20 protein-coding genes are annotated in these 20,182 nt (G+C 42.1%); 6 read left to right on the top strand and 14 right to left on the bottom strand.

All coding sequences use genetic code 11. From position 1 onward, the window contains the following. The first annotated feature begins 373 nt into the window (after positions 1-373). Positions 374-1,840, top strand: coding sequence for an SLC13 family permease (locus tag AC2VOY_RS05820; RefSeq protein WP_491830351.1), 1,467 nt, complete (start codon positions 374-376; stop codon positions 1,838-1,840). 76 nt (positions 1,841-1,916) lie between these two features. On the opposite strand, the gene AC2VOY_RS05815 is transcribed toward AC2VOY_RS05820, so the two are convergent. From AC2VOY_RS05815 to AC2VOY_RS05780, 8 genes are all read right to left on the bottom strand, one after another. Further along, positions 1,917-3,653, bottom strand: a complete 1,737-nt coding sequence (locus tag AC2VOY_RS05815; RefSeq protein ID WP_491830350.1) for a bifunctional lysophospholipid acyltransferase family protein/GNAT family N-acetyltransferase — start codon at positions 3,651-3,653, stop codon at positions 1,917-1,919. Positions 3,654-3,664: 11 nt separating this feature from the next. Then, positions 3,665-4,123: a hypothetical protein gene (locus AC2VOY_RS05810; RefSeq protein ID WP_491830348.1), complete on the bottom strand. Its 459-nt coding sequence runs from the start codon at positions 4,121-4,123 to the stop codon at positions 3,665-3,667. 65 nt (positions 4,124-4,188) lie between these two features. After that, positions 4,189-4,653: a YHS domain-containing (seleno)protein gene (locus AC2VOY_RS05805; RefSeq protein ID WP_491830347.1), complete on the bottom strand. Its 465-nt coding sequence runs from the start codon at positions 4,651-4,653 to the stop codon at positions 4,189-4,191. A 54-nt stretch (positions 4,654-4,707) separates the two neighbouring features. Next, positions 4,708-5,481, bottom strand: a complete 774-nt coding sequence (locus AC2VOY_RS05800; protein WP_491830346.1) for an NRDE family protein — start codon at positions 5,479-5,481, stop codon at positions 4,708-4,710. Beyond that, complete coding sequence (locus AC2VOY_RS05795; protein WP_491830345.1) at positions 5,468-6,025, bottom strand: DinB family protein; 558 nt, start codon at positions 6,023-6,025, stop codon at positions 5,468-5,470. Before AC2VOY_RS05795 ends, AC2VOY_RS05800 begins: the two co-directional genes overlap by 14 nt. Before the next feature lie 21 nt (positions 6,026-6,046). After that, on the bottom strand, positions 6,047-7,174 hold the full coding sequence (locus tag AC2VOY_RS05790; protein ID WP_491830343.1) for a D-alanine--D-alanine ligase: 1,128 nt from the start codon (positions 7,172-7,174) through the stop codon (positions 6,047-6,049). Continuing rightward, a complete protein-coding gene (locus AC2VOY_RS05785; protein WP_491830342.1) occupies positions 7,153-7,722 on the bottom strand; it encodes a DedA family protein in 570 nt (189 codons plus the stop codon). The genes AC2VOY_RS05790 and AC2VOY_RS05785 overlap by 22 nt, the downstream gene beginning before the upstream one ends. A gap of 238 nt (positions 7,723-7,960) precedes the next feature. Next, positions 7,961-8,266: a DUF4870 domain-containing protein gene (locus AC2VOY_RS05780; protein ID WP_491830341.1), complete on the bottom strand. Its 306-nt coding sequence runs from the start codon at positions 8,264-8,266 to the stop codon at positions 7,961-7,963. Positions 8,267-8,508: 242 nt separating this feature from the next. Here AC2VOY_RS05780 and uvrD point away from each other — a divergent pair, with 242 nt between their 5' ends. The 3 genes from uvrD to pfkA all read left to right on the top strand — a co-directional run bounded on the left by uvrD (position 8,509) and on the right by pfkA (position 13,051). Then, on the top strand, positions 8,509-10,692 hold the full coding sequence (uvrD, locus tag AC2VOY_RS05775; RefSeq protein ID WP_491833030.1) for a DNA helicase II: 2,184 nt from the start codon (positions 8,509-8,511) through the stop codon (positions 10,690-10,692). Between the two features lie 76 nt (positions 10,693-10,768). Then, positions 10,769-11,689, top strand: coding sequence for a CDF family cation-efflux transporter FieF (fieF, locus tag AC2VOY_RS05770; protein WP_491830340.1), 921 nt, complete (start codon positions 10,769-10,771; stop codon positions 11,687-11,689). A 399-nt stretch (positions 11,690-12,088) separates the two neighbouring features. Continuing rightward, positions 12,089-13,051, top strand: coding sequence for a 6-phosphofructokinase (pfkA, locus tag AC2VOY_RS05765; protein ID WP_491833028.1), 963 nt, complete (start codon positions 12,089-12,091; stop codon positions 13,049-13,051). Positions 13,052-13,393: 342 nt separating this feature from the next. Here the strand turns inward: pfkA and tpiA are convergent, their stop codons facing one another. Next, complete coding sequence (gene tpiA / locus AC2VOY_RS05760; protein WP_491830339.1) at positions 13,394-14,164, bottom strand: triose-phosphate isomerase; 771 nt, start codon at positions 14,162-14,164, stop codon at positions 13,394-13,396. A 222-nt stretch (positions 14,165-14,386) separates the two neighbouring features. On the opposite strand from tpiA, the gene AC2VOY_RS05755 reads away from it, so the two are divergent. Further along, complete coding sequence (locus AC2VOY_RS05755; RefSeq protein ID WP_491830337.1) at positions 14,387-14,743, top strand: 5-carboxymethyl-2-hydroxymuconate Delta-isomerase; 357 nt, start codon at positions 14,387-14,389, stop codon at positions 14,741-14,743. Here the strand turns inward: AC2VOY_RS05755 and AC2VOY_RS05750 are convergent. Then, the gene (locus AC2VOY_RS05750) at positions 14,738-15,358 is read right to left on the bottom strand and encodes a helix-turn-helix transcriptional regulator (protein WP_491830335.1); all 621 of its coding nucleotides are present in this window, start codon (positions 15,356-15,358) and stop codon (positions 14,738-14,740) included. The genes AC2VOY_RS05755 and AC2VOY_RS05750 overlap by 6 nt on opposite strands. A 180-nt stretch (positions 15,359-15,538) precedes the next feature. After that, complete coding sequence (glpX, locus tag AC2VOY_RS05745; protein WP_491830333.1) at positions 15,539-16,546, bottom strand: class II fructose-bisphosphatase; 1,008 nt, start codon at positions 16,544-16,546, stop codon at positions 15,539-15,541. Positions 16,547-16,793: 247 nt separating this feature from the next. On the opposite strand from glpX, the gene zapB reads away from it, so the two are divergent. Next, on the top strand, positions 16,794-17,036 hold the full coding sequence (gene zapB / locus AC2VOY_RS05740) for a cell division protein ZapB (RefSeq protein WP_491830331.1): 243 nt from the start codon (positions 16,794-16,796) through the stop codon (positions 17,034-17,036). 105 nt (positions 17,037-17,141) lie between these two features. On the opposite strand, the gene rraA is transcribed toward zapB, so the two are convergent. The 3 genes from rraA to hslU form a co-directional block, all read right to left on the bottom strand. After that, on the bottom strand, positions 17,142-17,660 hold the full coding sequence (gene rraA, locus AC2VOY_RS05735) for a ribonuclease E activity regulator RraA (protein WP_491830330.1): 519 nt from the start codon (positions 17,658-17,660) through the stop codon (positions 17,142-17,144). A gap of 92 nt (positions 17,661-17,752) precedes the next feature. Beyond that, positions 17,753-18,661, bottom strand: coding sequence for a 1,4-dihydroxy-2-naphthoate polyprenyltransferase (locus tag AC2VOY_RS05730; RefSeq protein ID WP_491830328.1), 909 nt, complete (start codon positions 18,659-18,661; stop codon positions 17,753-17,755). Positions 18,662-18,843: 182 nt separating this feature from the next. After that, the gene (gene hslU, locus AC2VOY_RS05725) at positions 18,844-20,181 is read right to left on the bottom strand and encodes an ATP-dependent protease ATPase subunit HslU (protein ID WP_491832953.1); all 1,338 of its coding nucleotides are present in this window, start codon (positions 20,179-20,181) and stop codon (positions 18,844-18,846) included. Position 20,182: the final 1 nt, after the last annotated feature.

The raw sequence follows: 20,182 nt of genomic DNA, 5'->3' as shown, positions 1-20,182 counted from the left end.
TTTTAACCTCTTTTTTAAGTATAAGTTACATTTCATTGCATAAAAACCATTCACTATGCGAATGTTTGAGTTGATTTGCATCAGAAGTGCAAATGTAGAGTTGAGGGTTTTGTGAAAAAAATCACGAATTGGGGATGCAAACATATGTCACTAAGTATTATATATTGAAACTTACTTTTTAATTTTAATCTGGTATATCAATGCCTTGTTGCTCACAAAATGTCTTTATTTTTGTTACTTAAATATAAAAAACAAGGTACAACATCAAGATAGTATTTACGTACTAATTACTTAGTAGTACTTGAGCCCTGCATCCTGAGGTAAATTAGATATAACTACAAAAACCTCATTAAATAGTTACAAGGAGTTACACATGCAAACCAAGCAACTGAGCACCCCAAAACCTCCTCTCTCCTCCTTTATTGGCTTATTCTTAGGTCCTTTGATTCAACTTATTACTTTGGTTTTTGATGCGCCTTTTGATGGCATGTCTGCATCAGCTTGGGCAATGGTGGGTCTGGCAACGTGGATGGCGATTTGGTGGGTCACAGAAGCGGCGCCCATTCCTGTAACATCGTTTCTACCTATTATTGTCTCACCTTTACTTGGCTTGGCATCGGTAAAAGAAGCGACTGCTGGATTTTCAAACCCACTAATCTTCTTGTTCTTAGGTGGATTTATTTTATCGATAGCGATGGAGCGTTGGAACCTACACCGACGGATTGCCTTGGTTGCGATGCTTGCGGTAGGCAATAAACCAGCGCATCAAGTCGGCGGTTTAATGCTTATCACTGCATTTTTATCTATGTGGATGAGTAATACGGCAACCGCAGTAATGATGCTGCCGATTGGAATGTCGATAATTGGCATGGTCAATGCAGATAAAGCTGAGGGTGAGAATTCAGGCTTTGCGAGTGCTTTGCTGTTAGGGATAGCTTATGCAGCGAGTATTGGCGGGGTGGCAACTCTCATAGGGACACCACCGAACGCACTTTTAGCGGCTTATCTACTTGATACCTATCAAATTGAGTTAGGCTTTGGACAGTGGATGCTGTTTGGGTTGCCATTATCAATTGCTATGTTGGCCTTTACTTGGGTCTGGTTAACTAAGTTTGCATATAAATTGCCAAGCACAGAAGTTGAAGGTGCACGCGATATGCTTAAAACCAAGTTGCATGACTTGGGCGATCTGTCTAAAGCTGAGAAGTGGGTTGGTATCATCTTTGCTTGTGCGGCAATTGGCTGGATCACCCGTCCTTTACTTGCCAAATGGACTGGGCTTGCGATTTCTGATACTGGGATTGCGATGTTAGCTGCGCTGCTGCTGTTTATTATTCCAGTTGATCGTAAAAATGGGATTAATATTCTTGATTGGGATACGGCGAAGAAACTACCTTGGGGCGTGTTGTTACTCTTTGGTGGCGGTTTAAGTTTAGCGTCACAAATTCAAAGCTCAGGTTTGGCAGACTTTATCGGTGATAGCTTAGGTTCAACCTCTGGTATGTCGATTGTCTTTGTTGTTCTCATTGTTACCGCTGTGATTATCTTCTTAACCGAAGTGACAAGTAATACGGCGACAGCGGCAGGTTTCTTACCTTTACTTGGTCCAATTGCGCTTGCTATGGGAGCACATCCAACCGCGTTAGCGATTCCAGCAGCGGTGGCGGCAAGTTGCGCATTTATGATGCCAGTTGCGACACCACCTAACAGCATAGTGTTTGCATCCGGTCAGCTTAAAATCACCGAGATGATACGCGCCGGCTTTATGCTTAATTTAGTTGGCATTGCTTTAATTACGCTAATGAGTTACTTCTTTGCTGGGGTCATCTTTGGTTATTGATCAAAGCTAAATGACAGGCATTAGAAAGGCGCTCGGGTTAACCTTGAGCGCCTTTCTTTTATTTTAAAAGCTAAGTTTATGCTTGATGATAAGTAAGGTAAGCGTTGGCATCGTCCTTGCCCATATATTTGGCAAGTGTCCGAGTTGGCACTTCACGCAAATCAACAAAAATCAGCCCATCTAATGCATCATTAAAATCTTCATCAACATTAAAGCTAACCAGTTTACCGTTTAGATTTAAGTATTGTTTTAATAACACAGGGACGCTTTGTTGGTTCAGTCGAACTAAGACCTTAGATAAAAGCTGAATATCTGCTAAAGCGCTGAGCATATCTTGACGCCATAGAGGAATATTGGTTTGTAAAGGGTTGCTAGCTTTTACTTGAGTTGCTTTGTCTTGATCAAAATAATGCATCTGCAAGGTAGAAACCATAAGCTGGCGGGCGACAGGGCTGTACTCGCTACTTATGCTGACAGGGCCAAATAGGTGCGTGTAGTCAGGATGGCGTGACGCATAAGCTGCAATCCCTTTCCAGAGTAAGAGCAAGGCAGTTAAGCTTTTTTGATAGGGTGCATCAATCACAGAGCGCCCCATTTCAATGGCTTTACCTGTGTCTTGGATAAAGCTTGCATCATATTCAAAAAGGGTACGCGAATATAAGCCTTTGACGCCTTTTTTAGCGATGATTTTATCTGACAAGCCAAGGCGATAGGCGCCAACTAAAGCTTGATTTTGTCTGTCCCAGACAAATAAATGCAGATAGGTTTGATCAAATTCATCTAAATCACACGCCTTGCCTGTGCCTTCATTGACTAAGCGAAAATTGGTTTCACGAATGCGTCCAATCTCTTTGAGTAAGTTCGGAATATGTTTCGCTTTGGTGCAATAGACCGAAAACTCTTTGAAATCTAGCAGGTGATCTTCTATGGCAAGAGCATTGATTTCTGAGGTTAAAAACTCGCTCGGGATAGGGTCGATAATTTGGGTCTGGTACTCCAATGCCTTTGGTGAATAGTCTGGGTGTGGGGCGAGCAAGTAAGTATTGAGGCGTAAATAATCTGTGATTTCTTGATCTGTTTTAAGTGAGCAGAGCTCCTTGTGTTCAATCACTTCGCCGATTGAGATTCCAATCGCAGCGGTTTGTTTGTTGAGTAGTTCACGCCCGAGCATTGCGGTGCGTAATAAAGGGTGAACTTTACCGGCGAGATAAAATGAACGGCTATTTTTACCATCAATATGAATGGTTAAAGCATCCGCTTGAGTACGTTTAATCAGTCTTGCCGCAGACTTACTCCAAGCGACGTCATTGAGCTGGCCATGTTGATCATAACTTGAGACTTCACCTGCAGGGAAGATGAGTAATAATCCTTCGTGCTCAAGATGTTTTTGTGCCTCGCGCATGGCTTTGATATTCGCTTTTAATGCGCCTTCGCCTTCAAATACATCGACAGCGATAAAGAGTTCACTTAATTCAGGTAGGCGCTTTAAATATTGATTAGCAAGAATTTTTACATCGGGACGAACTTGGCGTAGAACTTCTGCCAAAATGACGCCTTCGACGGCGCCCAATGGATGGTTCGCCACGACGACTACGGCGCCGGTTTGAGGGATATTTTGCGCAGAGCCTGCGGTAAGATGATAACTGATTCCAAGCACATCTAAGGTGTAACGCAAAAATGACTGGCAGCCTAAATTGCTTGGTCTTTGTTGATAAAAAGCATCTAGCTTATGCAGGCCTGTAACTTTTTCTGCAAGCCGCTCGATAAATTTGAGCGGTGTGTTAGTTGTCAAACGAAAGGGACTAGACTGCATAACTTTACTCCTTATTTGCTATCTTTGCCTAAGAATTGACGGAAGAACCCTTGTGGATCTCTGTAATCCTTAACCACTAAAGTAAATGCACAAAGCCAAACGACGCATGCCATAATAAAGAGAGTACCGCCATCATTGCCTATCACTTCCCCTGCAGCATTAAATTCTGGCATTTGGACGCCTAGTGGGGTGAATAAGTGAAAGAAAATCGCGCCACTAATGACGCCCAGTGACATCAATGCTCCCAAAGCATGCCAACGGCTAAACAGTAAAATGCTGGCGATAATTTCAGCCGTGCCAACCATATACGCGCCATAGTCAGCAAACCAATCAAAACCAGACCAAGCGCCTAAGGTTGAAAAGATATAAATTGTTTCAGGCGCACCAGTGAATTTAAAGAACATGGATTGCAAAAAGATGAAAGCAATCACGAGACTTAGAAGAAATTTTAATGACATTTTTTTGAACATATCTTTGCTCCTTGCAGGATATGAAAAAGATTGACTCAGAAGGTGAATGTCTGAGCTCTCAGAGTTTAATTATTTAGTACGTTTGGCCAATTTTGATCGGCTTTTTGGATAAGATTATCTTTGTCCGCAAGCCATTGCTTTTTGACTGACGCATCATAGTTTAGGTATAACTTGCCTTTATAAACCGTCCATTGCAGAGGGTCGCCAGAAGCTAATTGGTTTTGTGCTCCCACAGCCCATGCGCAATAGCCGCCATATTCTGGGGTATATTTTTCCATGTTGGCTTTAAATAACTCTAGATTTTCTGCAGAAGAAAAATACCAATCCGCGCCACGGTATTCGACCTTGTACTGATCACTGCCTTTGACTGGTTTGCCTTCGGTAAAATAAGCCACTGTATCGTAGCCCCCGACAGCTTTGTTGCTAAAGTAACTGGTATAGATTTCATCGGCGGCGCTTGCTTGAGTACTCACCAGTGCTGCAAATGTAAGTGCACAAATGGATAAATATTTTAGAAGATAAGCTTTCATTGTGATTTCCTTAATCATTCTCCCAATACCGCGAGATTTTGAGAGTTGGTTTGGTTAAATATAACTGGGTGCTTGGGTGGTTATTGAGCCCTGCTTAGTTAGTTCAAGTCTATGGGTATGTGGTAAATTTCCTTGGCAAGGTGAGCCTGGATAATAATTCATGACGCTTTGATCTTGGCTCACTTGGATATGTGTAAAGCTCACGCTGCAAGCATCTTCTCTATGCATACAAACACTTAACGCGCCTTTATTTGGTAAATGTGATCTATGGTAATTAAAATGCTGCGCAACGGCTTGATTACTATCACTGTGTGTCAGCACTTGGTTGGGCAAGCTAATGAGTCTTTCATAAGCATTTTGACGGGCAAGTTTGGCTTGTTCAAAATACACAGATGAAGAAATATAAGGCGAGCTGATGTTAGGTATGGGTTCGAGCACTATCCCATCCCAAGCAAAACCTGTGACTCGCTGTGGCTCAAATACGAATAAACTAAATCCGGCATAGTCGTTTAAATTTAATTTATCGAGCGCATGCCAAACCTCATCACAAGAGCGAGCAGCGGCTAGAGACTTTAAAATTAGACCGCGGCTTTTGGCTTGGGTCGGCGCGCTTATGCTCTGATATAAATTTAATAAACATAAGCTTAAGCCAAAACTATTTGTCGTAATCCAAGTTCCTGCGCCTTGTGGATCTATTGGCATTATGCAGCTAACTTGATTGACATGAACGCGCTGCGCAGGCAAAGCATGAGCTCTTTTTCTTTGTTCATCACGATTGAAAAAAAGATGATAGCCTTGCGGCTCAAAGAACCAGCTAAGACTGCACATTTTTCAGTCCTCTTAGATAAGTTGCTGTGGCTGGGGCATAGGAGAAAATATCTTGAGTTGGGACTTTGCAAAATTCAGTGATCACTCGTACGACAGCAAAATGATGTGTTGTATGGCTCGCTACAAAAATTAGCTCACGGCCTAAAGTGGACTCGGTTTTGCAAATAAATTGCTGATAAATAGATGTTTCAGTGCTGATGTTGACCTTTCTTTGAACATCATCTTGATTGAGAGAAAGCAGCCAGTGCTTGATTTGTTTAAATTCCTCAATTGCGGTTTGGCGGCAGGTTTCAATTTTCGCGCCGCGGCGACGCACATCATAATCGACTTCACCTGAATGACTTTCGGCGATTAACGCAAAATATAAATCATTGATATGTCGAAGGTGAGGGCCGATGCCACTTTCGACATAAGGCTTGGCATCATAGTTATATTGGTCATCAGTGAGACTCTCAAGTAGGCATATGCCTTGGTCTATTCCTTCTAGGTTACCTTGAACCAAGCTTGGAAGTGCTAACCTTTGAGTCGCTTGAGTATTGAGCATAATTGCCTCGCTAAATTTTATTTAATCCGTGGATGGGTAAGTTTTCATTAATGCCTTTTCTTCTTGATAAGCTTGCCAAAGTGCTTTGAGTGGTGGAACGTGATGACCTTTGGCTTTTTGCTTGGCACCGATTTGATACAAATGTTGATATTGCTTGAGCAAAGTTTTAAATATTTCAGATAATGGAGTATCGCTATCCCAAATGTGCCCAGCTTCGCTGCTCGCGCCATTCATCTCCAAAATTTCAAAGTCTTTGCCTTCCATTAAAGTGTCGATGTCTTTAAATTTCACATCTAACCGCCCGAAGTGATAACCCGGATAGTCATCAAAAATACGGTCTAAAGCGCGCGCCAGTGCATCACTGATAAAGCGGTTACCATTTTTAAAAATGCAGCCGAGGGAGTGACTGCCGGCAAAGGCTAACTGGAAGATTTCTCCTTGAGTGATAACATCTTCTAATCTGTCTTGATGACGTGGTAAGTAGAGATGCGCCAATTGGCTTGCTCTTGGGTCGGACTGGATTAACGCGCGCAAACTGCTAACGCCATCACCGACGACATAAGGCGAGTATTTCAGCGTAATCGAGAATACTTCGCCGTGCTTTTGATCTGGATGGCGAATATAAAAAATCCCTGCTTCGGCGTGATATTGAGATTTCTTTTGTAGTAAATAACTCGCATTTTCGGGAAAGTGACGGATATAGTCTTGCAGCTCAAGATCGTTTTCAATTAAGCGCACGCCGACACCACGGCAGCCTTTATCTGGCTTGGCGACCACTGGGTAGTTAAGTTTTTGAATATACATTTGTTCGCGAGTCGTCTTAACTTGATGCTCACACGGCGCGCTGGATTTTTTTACGCGGATAAACTGAGGGATAAATTGACTCGCATAAGGGCCAGCAAGGGATAAAATATCTGCTTTGGATTCGCCGACCATACCGCTTAAATATATGTTTGGGTTGGCAATTAAAGGTAAGCTGAAGCCACCATATTTGACTCCATGATAGAGGCTTTGCACCACTACCGGGGCATAAAAAAACCAAGCTGGCCAAAACTCAAACCGAGAAACGGCGCGTTTAGGAGTTGGCATTTCGGGCATGCCTAAATTCACCTTAGAAGGTTTTGGGCTCACTTGTAAACTCGATTGCATAATTTATTTCCTGAACGATTAATCCATACCAGTGTGCCTATGGCGAGTGGTGCAAGAATCCATTTCCAATGTGTATCCACGACCCAAGAGACGGAGCCTAAGTAATAAATCAGGCCAAAAATAATGCCGCTCCAGATACTTGTTGCGATCACTACGGCGAGCATAAAACGCCATATCGAAATCCCTAAAAAGCCGCATAAGCTATAGCTAATCGTGCGCAGTCCTGGAATAAAACGAATGGTCAAAATATTACTAAAGGTCTTGGTTTGTAGTTTTCTTTTTACTTGTTTCACTTTGGGCTTTTTGAGTAGCCAATAACGTAAACAGCGCAATTTTTTGGCTAAATAACCAAGGAAATACAAGGCAAGGTCACCTGTTGAAATACCAATAAAAATAGCCATTAGCGCAATGCTCGGGCTGACTTGATGTTGCGCAGAAAGGAGCGCTGCGGTGACGATTGCCAAATCTTCAAGAATGTAACTCATGATGATGAGGCTAAAAAATGCCATCCAAGGATCACCCATAAACTGGCTTAGATACTCAAACATAAAGCTCCAAGGTGAATAAATAATGAACAAGAGATAACACAGTTAGAAAATTAGGCGACTTAAAAAATTTGAAAACTTTAAGGGATTCAAGATTTAGAGAGACAGGAAGTGTTATTTTTTGCACTGCTTAACAGTTTGCCAAGAAGTGTTGCAAGGAAGTGAAATTTTTTGAGTTGTGTGAAATTTTACAAGATTGCCAGACTGAAAGCGGCATAAGGCTTTCAATCTGGCGGAGGCGTTATTTAAAGAAAGGGTAAGCAAAAGGAACATGGTAGTGACGATGATCTTTTGCCGCCACAATTCCCATCACACACACAATTAAGTGTACGACGCCTAAGATCTTAGCGATCAGGCTGATCCCAAGGATCGAAGCGACAATACCAACTAAAAGGCTGGTGATGCCCCAATTTAAAGCTTGGCGCGATTGCTCTTGAACATAGGCATCATCTTTTTTGAAAATTAAAAATCCAGCCCCAGAAATAATGCTAAAGGGCAGGCTTAAAAGCCACATGATCATAGCTGTAATATTTGAACGTTCGAACATAAAAACTCCTTTTTAAGTTATAAGCCTATTTAATGGTGTCTTCATTTGTAATTAAGTCCAAAATGAAAGTATTTATTCGGCTTTATTTTCTCTACAGACTGTCACACTTATGCGTAAATAAAAAGCTATTTTATCCCCTCTTAATGAGATTTTGGATAGGAGTAGAAAAGAGACCAAGAGTGACTTTTTAAGCGCCTTTAGGTAGACTAAAGGTAATGTATAAATAACCAGTAGCGAACCTTATAATGGATGCATCTTTACTTATTGACGGCTTAAACGATAAACAACGTGAAGCTGTTGCCGCGCCTCTTGAAAACCTTCTTGTCTTGGCTGGAGCCGGCTCAGGGAAAACCCGTGTATTGGTGCATCGTATTGCTTGGCTAATGGCGGTTGAAAATGCTTCACCTTTTTCGATTATGTCCGTGACCTTTACCAACAAAGCGGCCGCAGAAATGCGTGGGCGTATTGATGAGCTGATGATGGGCGGCGCCTCTGGGATGTGGAACGGAACTTTTCACGGTATTTGCCACCGCATTTTACGTGCTCATTATCTCGATGCACGCTTGCCAGAAGACTTTCAAATTCTTGATTCTGAAGATCAACTGCGCTTATTAAGACGTTTGATTAAAGCGCAAAATCTCGATGAAAAACAATGGCCAGCCAAGCAAGCTAGCTGGTGGATCAACGGCAAAAAAGATGAAGGCTTACGTCCTAAACATATTGATAGCTATCAAGATCCTGTGACCCAAACTTGGCTTGAAGTGTATAAAGCCTATCAAGAAGCATGCGATCGCGCTGGCTTGGTCGATTTTGCTGAAATTCTCTTACGCTGTCATGAATTGCTGCGCGATAAAGAGCATATCCGTGAGCATTACCAAGCTCGTTTTCGTCATATCTTGGTAGATGAGTTCCAAGATACCAACAACATTCAATATGCATGGCTACGCATGATGGCGGGCAAAAATTCGAATGTAATGATCGTGGGTGATGATGATCAGTCTATTTATGGCTGGCGTGGCGCTCAAATTGCGAATATTCAGAAGTTTTTAAATGATTTCCAAGGTGCTCGCACGATTCGTTTGGAGCAAAACTACCGCTCGACTAAAAATATTTTGAGCGCAGCGAATGAACTCATTAGCAATAACACCGAACGCTTAGGTAAAGAACTCTGGACCGAGGGCGATAACGGCGAGCCAATTTCTGTCTACGAAGCCTATAACGATCTCGATGAAGCGCGTTTTGTTGTCAGCAAAATCAAGCATTGGCAAGAATATGGCAATAAGCTTTCAGACACAGCCATGCTGTATCGTAACAATGCCCAGTCACGAGTACTCGAAGAAGCGTTAATCCGTGAAGGTTTGCCGTATCGTATTTATGGCGGAATGCGCTTTTTTGAACGTCAAGAAATCAAAGATGCATTGGGTTACTTGCGTTTAATGAACAATCGCAACGATGACGCAGCTTTTGAGCGTGTGGTTAACACTCCAACCCGTGGCCTTGGGGATAAAACCCTAGAAACCATTCGTTTTGCTGCACGTGATAGAGGCCTTACTTTATGGGAAGCCGGCGTGGCCTTAGTTTCTGAAAAAGTCTTAGCTGGTCGTGCTGCCGGTGCATTTAGCCGTTTTGTGGAATTAATTAATGCGCTTGAAGATGATACCCGAGAACTGGCGATGTATGAGCAATTTGACCACACGATTAAAACCTCAGGTTTGTTTGCCATGTATCAAGCTGAAAAAGGCGAGAAATCTCAAGCTCGAATTGAGAACTTAGAAGAGCTTGTGACCGCAGCGCGACAATTTGAGCGCCCAGAAGAAGCAGATGATATGAGTGAGCTATCGGCATTTCTATCTCATGCTGCGCTGGAAGCTGGCGAAGGCCAAGCGGATGAGTTTGATGATGCGGTGCAACTGATGACGCTACACAGCGCCAAAGGTTTGGAGTTCCCATTGGTGTTTATGCTTGGCGTTGAAGAGGGCATGTTCCCAAGCCAAATGTCAGCCGAAGATAGCACTCGCTTAGAAGAAGAGCGTCGTCTGTGTTATGTCGGTATGACTCGCGCCATGGAAAAACTCTATATTTGCCATGCGCAAATGCGCCGCCTATATGGGCAAGATAAGTACCATAAAGCCTCGCGTTTTATCAGCGAGTTGCCAAATGAGAATATCGAACATGTGCGCAGCCAAGCGCAAGTTTCGCGTCCGCAAACTGCCTCGGGATTTGGTCAAAAACCTGCGCCAGTGCGTCAAGAAAGCTTTAACCAAACTGGATTTAGTTTGGGACAAAGGGTGAAGCATGCCAAGTTTGGTGAAGGCACTATCATTAACTTTGAAGGCAGTGGTCAGCAAAGCCGTGTCCAAGTCGCATTTAATGGCGAAGGGATCAAATGGCTTGTGACGGCGTTTGCTAAGTTAGAAGTTTTATAGGCTTGTTCTCTAAGTCTGGCTTTTCATTAGAGTTTCTGCTTAAAATGTAACCTTACTACAGATATAAGGATGTTACATGCAAGATAGTCACAGCCAGACATACGCTAAGCTTGTTAATCGCGCTGCATGGCTTGCCATGATCACCGCCAGTATTTTGCTTTTGGTTAAAATAGTGGCTTGGTGGAAAACCGGCTCTGTGAGTTTACTTGCTTCCTTAGTGGACTCCTTGCTTGACATGGGCGCGTCCCTAACCAACTTAATTGTTGTGCGTTACGCACTACAACCGGCTGATAAAGAGCACGCTTTTGGGCATGGTAAAGCTGAATCTCTCGCTGCGCTTGCTCAGGCGATGTTTATCTCAGGATCGGCTATTTTCCTACTCTTAAATGGTGTTGAACGCTACTTTAAGCCGCAAAACTTAGTCAACCCTGAGCTAGGGGTATGGGTGAGTGGCTTTGCGATTCTCTTAACTTCCGCATTAGTTGTATATCAAAAATACGTGGTGCGTAAAACTCAAAGCCAAGCCATTGCTGCTGATTCTTTGCATTATCAAACTGATCTATTTATGAATATTGCAATAATGATTGCGCTTGCGCTCAGTTGGTATGGCTTTAAACAAGCGGATGCGATTTTTGCAGTATTAATTGGTGGATATATTTTATATAGCGCAGCGAAAATGGCATTTGAAGCGGTGCAGTCACTACTTGACCGCCAACTACCTGAAGAAGAAATTCAATTAATTCAAGAAACCGCATTAAAGATTGATGGCGTGCTTGGGGTGCATCAATTGCGTACGCGGATGTCAGGGCCAGTACGTTTTATCCAACTGCATTTGGAGCTTGCTGATAATTTAGTTTTAACTCAGGCACATAAAATTTCTGATCAAGTTGAAGATGCGTTAGATGGCTTATTTCCACATTCAGATATCATTATTCATCAAGATCCTTATTCAGTGGTTCATAAACAAGAAACAGAGCAGCTCAAGCAGCCGTTTTGATTTGGCAAAGGCTTATTTAAAACATTATACTCTTTCGTACGAATCACGATTTTTTCGTAATTTGTGTTAAAAATCTGTGCATAAAATGATATGAATCAAATTTAGTTTTTTGATGCGGATTAATATATTTTTAGCGTAAAATAAATTAAAATATAAGCAATATTTGTATAGTCATATACTTCCTTTGTGCGAGGCGTATTTGCGTCTTAAATCAAAGAGATGTACTAACTAATCGAATAACGTCAAGCACAGTCAGCTCCGACGCTTTAGGCGGACGAGTCAATAACAATAAATATGTCGCCAAAATTGGGGAAGAAAGGAGGAAACTGCTTTCGACATTTGGCAATCGACTGTGTGTCTAAACAAGTTCAACTAACTAACAAACAGCAGAGGCTAATGATGGTTAAAAAAATCGGTGTCCTAACAAGTGGTGGTGATGCACCAGGTATGAACGCAGCAATTCGCGGCGTTGTGCGCACAGCTTTAGGTGAAGGTCTTGAAGTGTATGGCATCTATGATGGCTACATGGGTCTTGTTAACGGCCGCATTGAAAAGCTAGATCGCTCAAGTGTATCAGATGTTATCAACCGTGGTGGTACCTTCTTAGGTTCTGCTCGTTTCCCTGAGTTTAAAGAAGAGTCTGTTCGTCGTAAAGGTATTGAGCAACTGCAAAAACACGGCATTGACGCATTAGTTGTGATTGGCGGTGACGGCTCTTACATGGGCGCGAAAAAACTAACTGAAATGGGTTACCCATGTATCGGTCTACCTGGCACCATCGATAACGATATCGCGGGTACAGATTACACTATCGGTTACATGACAGCGCTTAACACTGTTATTGATGCAATTGACCGTCTACGTGATACATCTTCATCGCACCAACGTATTTCTATCGTTGAAATCATGGGTCGTCACTGTGGTGATTTAACCTTAATGTCTGCGATTGCTGGTGGTTGTGAGTACATCATCACACCTGAAAATAACCTAGATAAAGACGATCTAGTTAAGTGTGTGAAAGAAGGTATCGAGAAAGGCAAGAAGCATGCGATTATCGCATTAACTGAATTGCAAATGGACGCAAACGAGCTGGCGCGTGAAATCGAAGCACAAACGGGTCGTGAAACTCGCGCGACTATCCTAGGTCACATTCAACGTGGTGGCCAACCAACTGCGTTTGACCGTATCCTAGCATCGCGCATGGGTAACTATGCTGTGCATTTACTTTTGGATGGTCAAGGTGGTCGTTGTGTGGGTATCCAGCAAGAAAAACTTTGTCACCATGACATCATTGATGCGATTGAAAACATGCGTCGCCCAGTGAAAAAAGATCTATACAAAGTTGCTCAAGAGCTGTTCTAAGCTTAGTTTTTAAGTTTAAGATAGAAAGTTAAATCTTGAAAAGACAATAAGCGGTCGCCTATGGGTGGCCGTTTTTTATGCGTGTATGGAAGTGACATTGAGAAAAGTAAAAGCCAGCAAATATCCTTATTCGCTGGCTTTTGATTTGCTAATAATTAAAAAAGAGGAATCAAATTAATCATTAGCAATTGAGGTTAAATAAAATAGCCCCTCGGTATATGAGACCCTAGTTTATCTAATTTTATTCCTTAACGATACTCTTATCTTAATCTAGTATTGTATCAACATATTGTTTTACAATTGTTTTGATAAGTGAAGTAGTCAGTTAAGGTTTTGAATAGATTAAGCTTTTGCTTTAGCTGCTGCTTTTGCGATAGCTGCAAAGCTTTTCGCGTCAAGTGCTGCGCCACCAACAAGAGCACCGTCGATGTCTGGTTGTGCGAAATAAGCTTCAGCGTTTTCAGGCTTCACAGAACCACCGTATTGGATGATTACTTTGCTTGCAACATCAGCGCTTTCTTTTGCGATGTGTGCGCGAATTTGTGCGTGGATGTTTTGTGCATCTTCAGCTGTTGCTGCTTTACCAGTACCGATAGCCCAGATTGGTTCGTATGCGATAACAGCGCCGTCAAGAGCTTCAACACCTTGAGTTTTGATTACTGCGTCAAGTTGACGCGCACAAACTGCTAGTGTTTCGCCAGCTTCGTTTTGAGCTTCTGACTCACCGATGCAAAGAACAGGTGTTAGGCCGTTTTCTTTTAGGAAAGCAAATTTTTGTGCAACGAATTCATCTGATTCATTGTGATATTCACGACGCTCAGAGTGACCGATGATGATGTGTGTTGCACCAAATTCTTTAAGCATTTCAGGAGACATATCACCTGTGAATGCACCAGAGTTATGGATATCTGAGTTTTGGGCACCTAGGATAACTTTGCTACCCGCTTCTGTTAGCGTGCGCTCAGCAAGGTCGATGAAAAGTGCTGGTGGCGCAACTGCAACGTCAACACCGTTTACGCCTTCAAGCTCAGCGTTTAGACCATTTAGCAAAGTAGTTACCATTTCTTTGCTGCCGTTTAGTTTCCAGTTTCCCATTACTAGAGGATGACGCATAAGATATTCTCCGATATATTTTTAGTTATAAAATAAAACTTGTTCAATAAGAATATAACAGATAAATATGATCAGATCATGATTCTTATCATCAGATCTTAGGAATTATTTTAGTGCTTGAAGGGAGGCCTAGAAATATTTATTGATTAATAGATAAACTCAGATGAAGTTATGCTAGGTTATGTTTCTAACTAAAATTTTTAGCTGCACAGGAGATGGCAAATGCCACATATAGTAATGGAGTACTCAAATAGCCTAGAAGAAAGGGCGAATGTTCAAACCTTGCTCGAGGCTTTGCATCAAGCTGCGATTGACAGCCAATTATTTGATATTCATTTAATTAAAAGTCGTGCCATGCGCTTTAATCATTGGTTGGTTGCTGATCAAGCTGATGTTTTGGATTTTATTCATGTCAGCGTGGATATACTTGAAGGCCGCAGCCTTGAGCAAAGAGAGGCGCTGTCAAAAGCTATGCTGCAAGCCTTGCAAGCACAGCTAGATTTTCCGCTTAGCTTAACGGTCAACGTGCGTGAAATGAACCGTCAGGTTTTTCAAGGCGTTTCAGCCTTTGATTCATGATTTAGGCTGGATTAAATAAGCACAACGGCGCTGTTTTTGCTGAATATGTTCGATGCGTTCGATGCGGCATTCATTTTCAAACAGCGTCTGTAAAATATTCAGCTCAGATTGACAAAAAAGGGCGCAATGTTTGGCTGCTTGGTGAATCGTACAATGGTTTTCAATAAAGAGTAAGCCTTGTGGGTGCGTCTCAATTTCTGCCATATAGCCTTCAAGATCGCGTAATTTAGCGAACTTTTCTAATCGTTTCTGCCAACTCGTATCAAAGCCAAGCTCATCTTGATAATGTTTAAGTAGTTTTTGTTCACGTTTAGCGGTTAAAATATCTAACCCTTGTGAGCCAAAACTCTCTTCTACCGCATTGAGTACATCTATGGTTAAGTCGCTGTGCCTGTCGACAAAATATTGATGCCCCTGCGAGGTTAAAAACCAATATCGGTGCGGACGTCCAACTTTCACCTTTACATCTTCAAAGCTAACTAACTCTTTGTTTGCTAAAGCGCTAAGGTGCTGGCGAGCGCCCATTGCCGTCATATCTAAATGCTCAGCTAAGGTTTTGGCTGTCAGGCGGCCTTCTCGTTTTAGAAGATGGAGTATTTGGGTTGGTGTTTTCATTTAGTCTGATTAACGTCCTGTTTTAAGAGATCAAGCTGAGTTTATTGGCTTCAGTATGAAGTTTATATTAATAAAGTAAAGTCTTCACTAATACAAACAACAAATCCTAGCTATAACAAAAAACGCAGCCCAGAAAGACAAGGCTGCGTTTTAATTGAAAATCAGATTAATAAAAAGAAATTAAAGGATAAACTTCTTCACTTCATCATCTTTACGCTCAAGATAGTGAATCGACTTGATGCGACGGATTGTGCGTGACTTACCGCGGATAACTAAGGTTTCAGTAGTGGCGATATTGCCTTGACGAGTAATCCCTTCAAGTAGATCACCTTTAGTGATTCCGGTTGCCGCAAAAACTACGTTATCGCTTTGCGCCATATCTGAAAGCATCAAAATTTTGTTGGCTTCAACGCCCATTTCTTTGCAGCGTTCAAGTTCCATTTCACCAAATGCGCGGTTTTCTTCTGTGTCACCTTTGACTTCATGACGAGGAAGTAGGCGACCTTGCATATCACCACCTAGTGCGCGGATCACTGCTGCAGACACAACACCTTCAGGTGCGCCGCCGATGCAATACATCACATCCACTTCGCTATCTGGCATACAAGTTAGAATTGATGCTGCGACATCACCATCAGGCACAGCAAAGACGCGAACGCCCATCGCTTGCATTTGGCTTATCACTTCATCGTGACGTGGTTTTGCCAGCGTGATAACGGTGAGTTCAGTTAAGGCTTTGCCAAGTGCTTGGGCAATATTTTCTAGGTTTTCAGTCAGAGGTTTAGATAGGTCAATGCTATCTTTTGCACCAGGGCCGACAACTAGTTTTTCCATATACATATCAGGTGCTTTTAAGAAGCTGCCTTTTTCACCAGCAGCGAGCACTGCTAATGCATTGGATTGGCCCATTGCTGTCATGCGGGTGCCTTCAATTGGGTCTACTGCGATATCTACCGCATCGCCACCAATACCAACTTCTTCACCAATATATAGCATTGGTGCGTCATCGATTTCACCTTCGCCAATGACGATTTCACCAGCAATTTCAGTTTTATTGAGTAGGTGACGCATAACGTGTACGGCAGCGCCATCTGCTGCATTTTTATCGCCACGGCCTAACCATTTATAACCAGCTAGGGCAGCACCTTCTGTTACTCTTGAAAAAGCTAATGCTAAATCGCGTTTCATTTTGACTCCAATCTCTAAGCTAAAAAATCGCTGTGAATTCTAGCATAATTTAAAAGAAAACGTTTGCTAATTTTCAGCTGCCCTGAGTTAATCGGCTATTTTGGATCAGATGGAAGATTTTTTAGATTAATTAGTTATTTTTTTGTAGATTAATAACTGAAAACCCAATTGCTCCCTAGCATGAGTTAAGGGCTTGTAATAGAATGTAGATAACAGTTTAGATGGATCACAGACACAGGTATCAGATATGTCATTTGAAGTATTAGAACAACTAGAATCCAAAATCCAAAACGCAGTGGATACCATTGAGTTATTGAAAATGGAAATTGAAGAACTTAAAGAGCAAAACGGTCAACTTACGCAAGAAGCAAATTCTTTAAAAGAAGGTCGTGAGCAGCTAGAACAAGAAGCAGAAAAAATGCGTGAAGAGCACAATGCGTGGCAAGAGCGTATTCGTGGTCTACTTGGCAAAATGGATGAAGTTGAGTAATCAAGGTTCTCAATCCAATCTGAATACTTAATCTAAGTATGAATAAAAGAAAACAGAGCTCAAATTGGGCTCTGTTTTTATATGGATAAGATTTTGATTTAAGACTTAAAGTAAATCGTCATCATCTTCATCGATTTCAAAATCAATATCGAGTAATTCTTGTGAGAGAATGATCCCAGTATTATCAGCATAGATATAATCTTCAGGTAAAAATGTCACGCTGCCAAAGTTCACCGCGATATCAACTTCGCCAATTTCTTGATTGCTTGCGCCAACAGGGATTGATGCTAAGGCATGAATACCAAGATCATAAGTTTCTAAAGCGTCAACTTCACGCACAGAACCATAAACAATTAAACCTTCCCAACCATTGGCCTCAGCAAGATTTGCTAAGTTTGCATCAATCAGCGCACGACGCAATGAGCCGCCACCATCAATCACAAGCACACGGCCTTCACCATTTTCAGATAATACAGAGCCGATTAAACCATTATCTTCATAGCATTTAATAGTTGTTACTTGACCACAAAAAGAAGCACGAGCGCCAAAGTTGCTAAACATTGGTTCGACGACATCAATTTGATCTTGGTAGATATCACATAGTGCTGATGTATTATATTCCATGTTAAAACCTTCTATTGGCTGGGATGATGTTCAGTTGTTTAGTATGACGAGTCTAGGTACTGATTGCAATCGTAGGCTGCATATTTGAAATCTTAACTACCCAAGACTAAGATGAATGCGAAAATCAGATTGGTGATAAGCGCACATTTCACCATTTCAGGCATCATAGGGATAAACTCTTTCGGTTCTTGAATTCGTTTGACTGCAATTGCATGCTTAGCAATTAAAACCAGCGGGATCAACATAAAGCTAATTAAGTATTCATTGACTAAGTGCAAGTTTAAATAAAGGCTAAAGCTCACCCAGCCCACACATAAAATCATCCAGTGATAGCATTTCGCACGTTGCGCGCCAATACGCACCACAAGGGTACGTTTATTACTTGCGGTATCATTTTCAATATCACGCATATTATTAATATTTAAAACGCCCGCAGCAAATAAACCACAGCCAATAGCAGGTAAAAGTAAGCTTAGGTTTACCGCGCCAGTGTGGAGGAAAAAAGTGCCGAGTACGCCGAGCAAACCAAAAAATATGAAAACCGACACATCACCCAGTCCAACATAACCGTAAGGCTTGCTTCCCATGGTATAAGCCATTGAACTTAAAATAGATAATAGACCAAGTAAAATGAAGGCAATAATATTGGTCGGGTTTTGCAAGGCGTAAAAAACCAAAGCTAGACCGCTGATAATGATCAATAAGATATTTAAGCCAATTGCTTTTTTCATTTCGGCTTGAGTGATTTCACCTTTTTGCAGACCACGAATTGGCCCAATTCTGTCATCATTATCCGTACCTTGAACTGTGTCACCATAGTCATTGGCAAGATTTGAGAGAATTTGTAATAGAGTGGCAGTGATAAGGGCTAGAAGTGCGATCGCAAAAGAAAAGTGCCCAGCGACATAAGCCAAGCTACTGCCGACAACGATCGAGCAAATGGCAAGCGGAAGGGTTTTAGGGCGCGCGGCGTCAAGCCAAATCGAAACAGATGCATTCATAATATTAGACTGAGTTATTCAAAAGATTGCTGCGAGTATATCCAAGTCTGTAGTTTTGTGCCACATCAGCGAATCTTGATGTCGGCGAGATGACTCCCATTTTTGCCTCTTTATTCAAAGACAAAAACAATAAAGCCCCACCGAAGCAGGGCTTATATTATGAATTTTTATTCTTGGAAAAATTAAAGAATAAAGCGGCTTAAATCTTCATCTTCAACCAAGTTACCTAAACGCTCTTTGACATATTGACTGTCGATGGCAAGTTTAGTCCCTGGTTTGTCTGTCGCATCAAATGAAATTTCTTCCATTAAGCGCTCCATCACAGTATGCAAGCGACGTGCACCGATATTCTCAGTGGTTTCGTTTACTTGCCATGCAGATTCAGCAATTTTGGTGATGCCATCTTCGCTAAACTCAATGTCCACATCTTCCGTTGCCATCAATGCTTTGTATTGCTCAGTTAAAGACGCATTTGGCTCGGTTAAGATACGTTTGAAATCTTCTGCGCTAAGCGCTTCAAGTTCAACCCGAATCGGCAAACGGCCTTGCAGTTCAGGAATTAAATCTGAAGGACGCGCTACTTGGAATGCACCCGATGCAATAAACAAGATGTGATCAGTTTTGACCATGCCGTGTTTGGTTGAAACAGTGCTGCCTTCAATCAGTGGCAATAGGTCACGCTGCACACCTTCGCGTGAAACGTCAGGGCCTGAGCTTTCACCGCGCTTACAAATCTTGTCGATTTCATCGATAAAGACAATCCCGTTGTTCTCGACATTAAAGATCGCTTGGGTTTTTAAGTCTTCATCATTAACTAGTTTGCCAGCTTCTTCTTCAGTTAAAGCTTTAAGCGCATCTTTGATTTTCATTTTGCGCGTTTTCTTCGCATCACCGCCAAGGTTTTGGAACATGCTTTGAAGTTGGTTGGTCATCTCTTCCATGCCAGGAGGAGACATGATCTCAACGCCTACTTGTGGCGCAGCCACTTCAATATCAATCTCTTTATCGTCTAACTTACCTTCACGTAATTTTTTACGGAAGATTTGACGCGTATTGCTTTGCTCAGCAGGCTTATCTGTATTTGCATCCCAAGACGCTTCTTTTGGCGGCGGCAGCAGGGCATCTAAAATACGCTCTTCGGCATGCTCTTCTGCGCGATACTGAACTTTATCCATCGCTTGCTGGCGGGTTAGTTTGATCGATACATCCGTCAGATCGCGGATAATCGTCTCAACTTCTTTACCAACATAGCCAACTTCAGTAAATTTAGTCGCTTCAACTTTGATAAACGGCGCGTTTGCAAGTTTTGCTAGGCGGCGTGCAATTTCAGTTTTACCTACACCTGTTGGACCTATCATTAAGATATTTTTTGGCGTAACTTCTGCGCGTAGGTTTTCGTCTAGTTGCATACGACGCCAGCGGTTACGCAGTGCAATCGCGACTGCGCGTTTTGCTTTATCTTGGCCAATGATGTGGTTATTTAATTCATGAACAATTTCACGAGGTGTCATTTCCGACATA

The sequence above is a fragment of the Vibrio sp. KMM 9700 genome (genome assembly GCF_058545285.1).
This window is presented reverse-complemented; position numbering and strand designations above follow the sequence as displayed.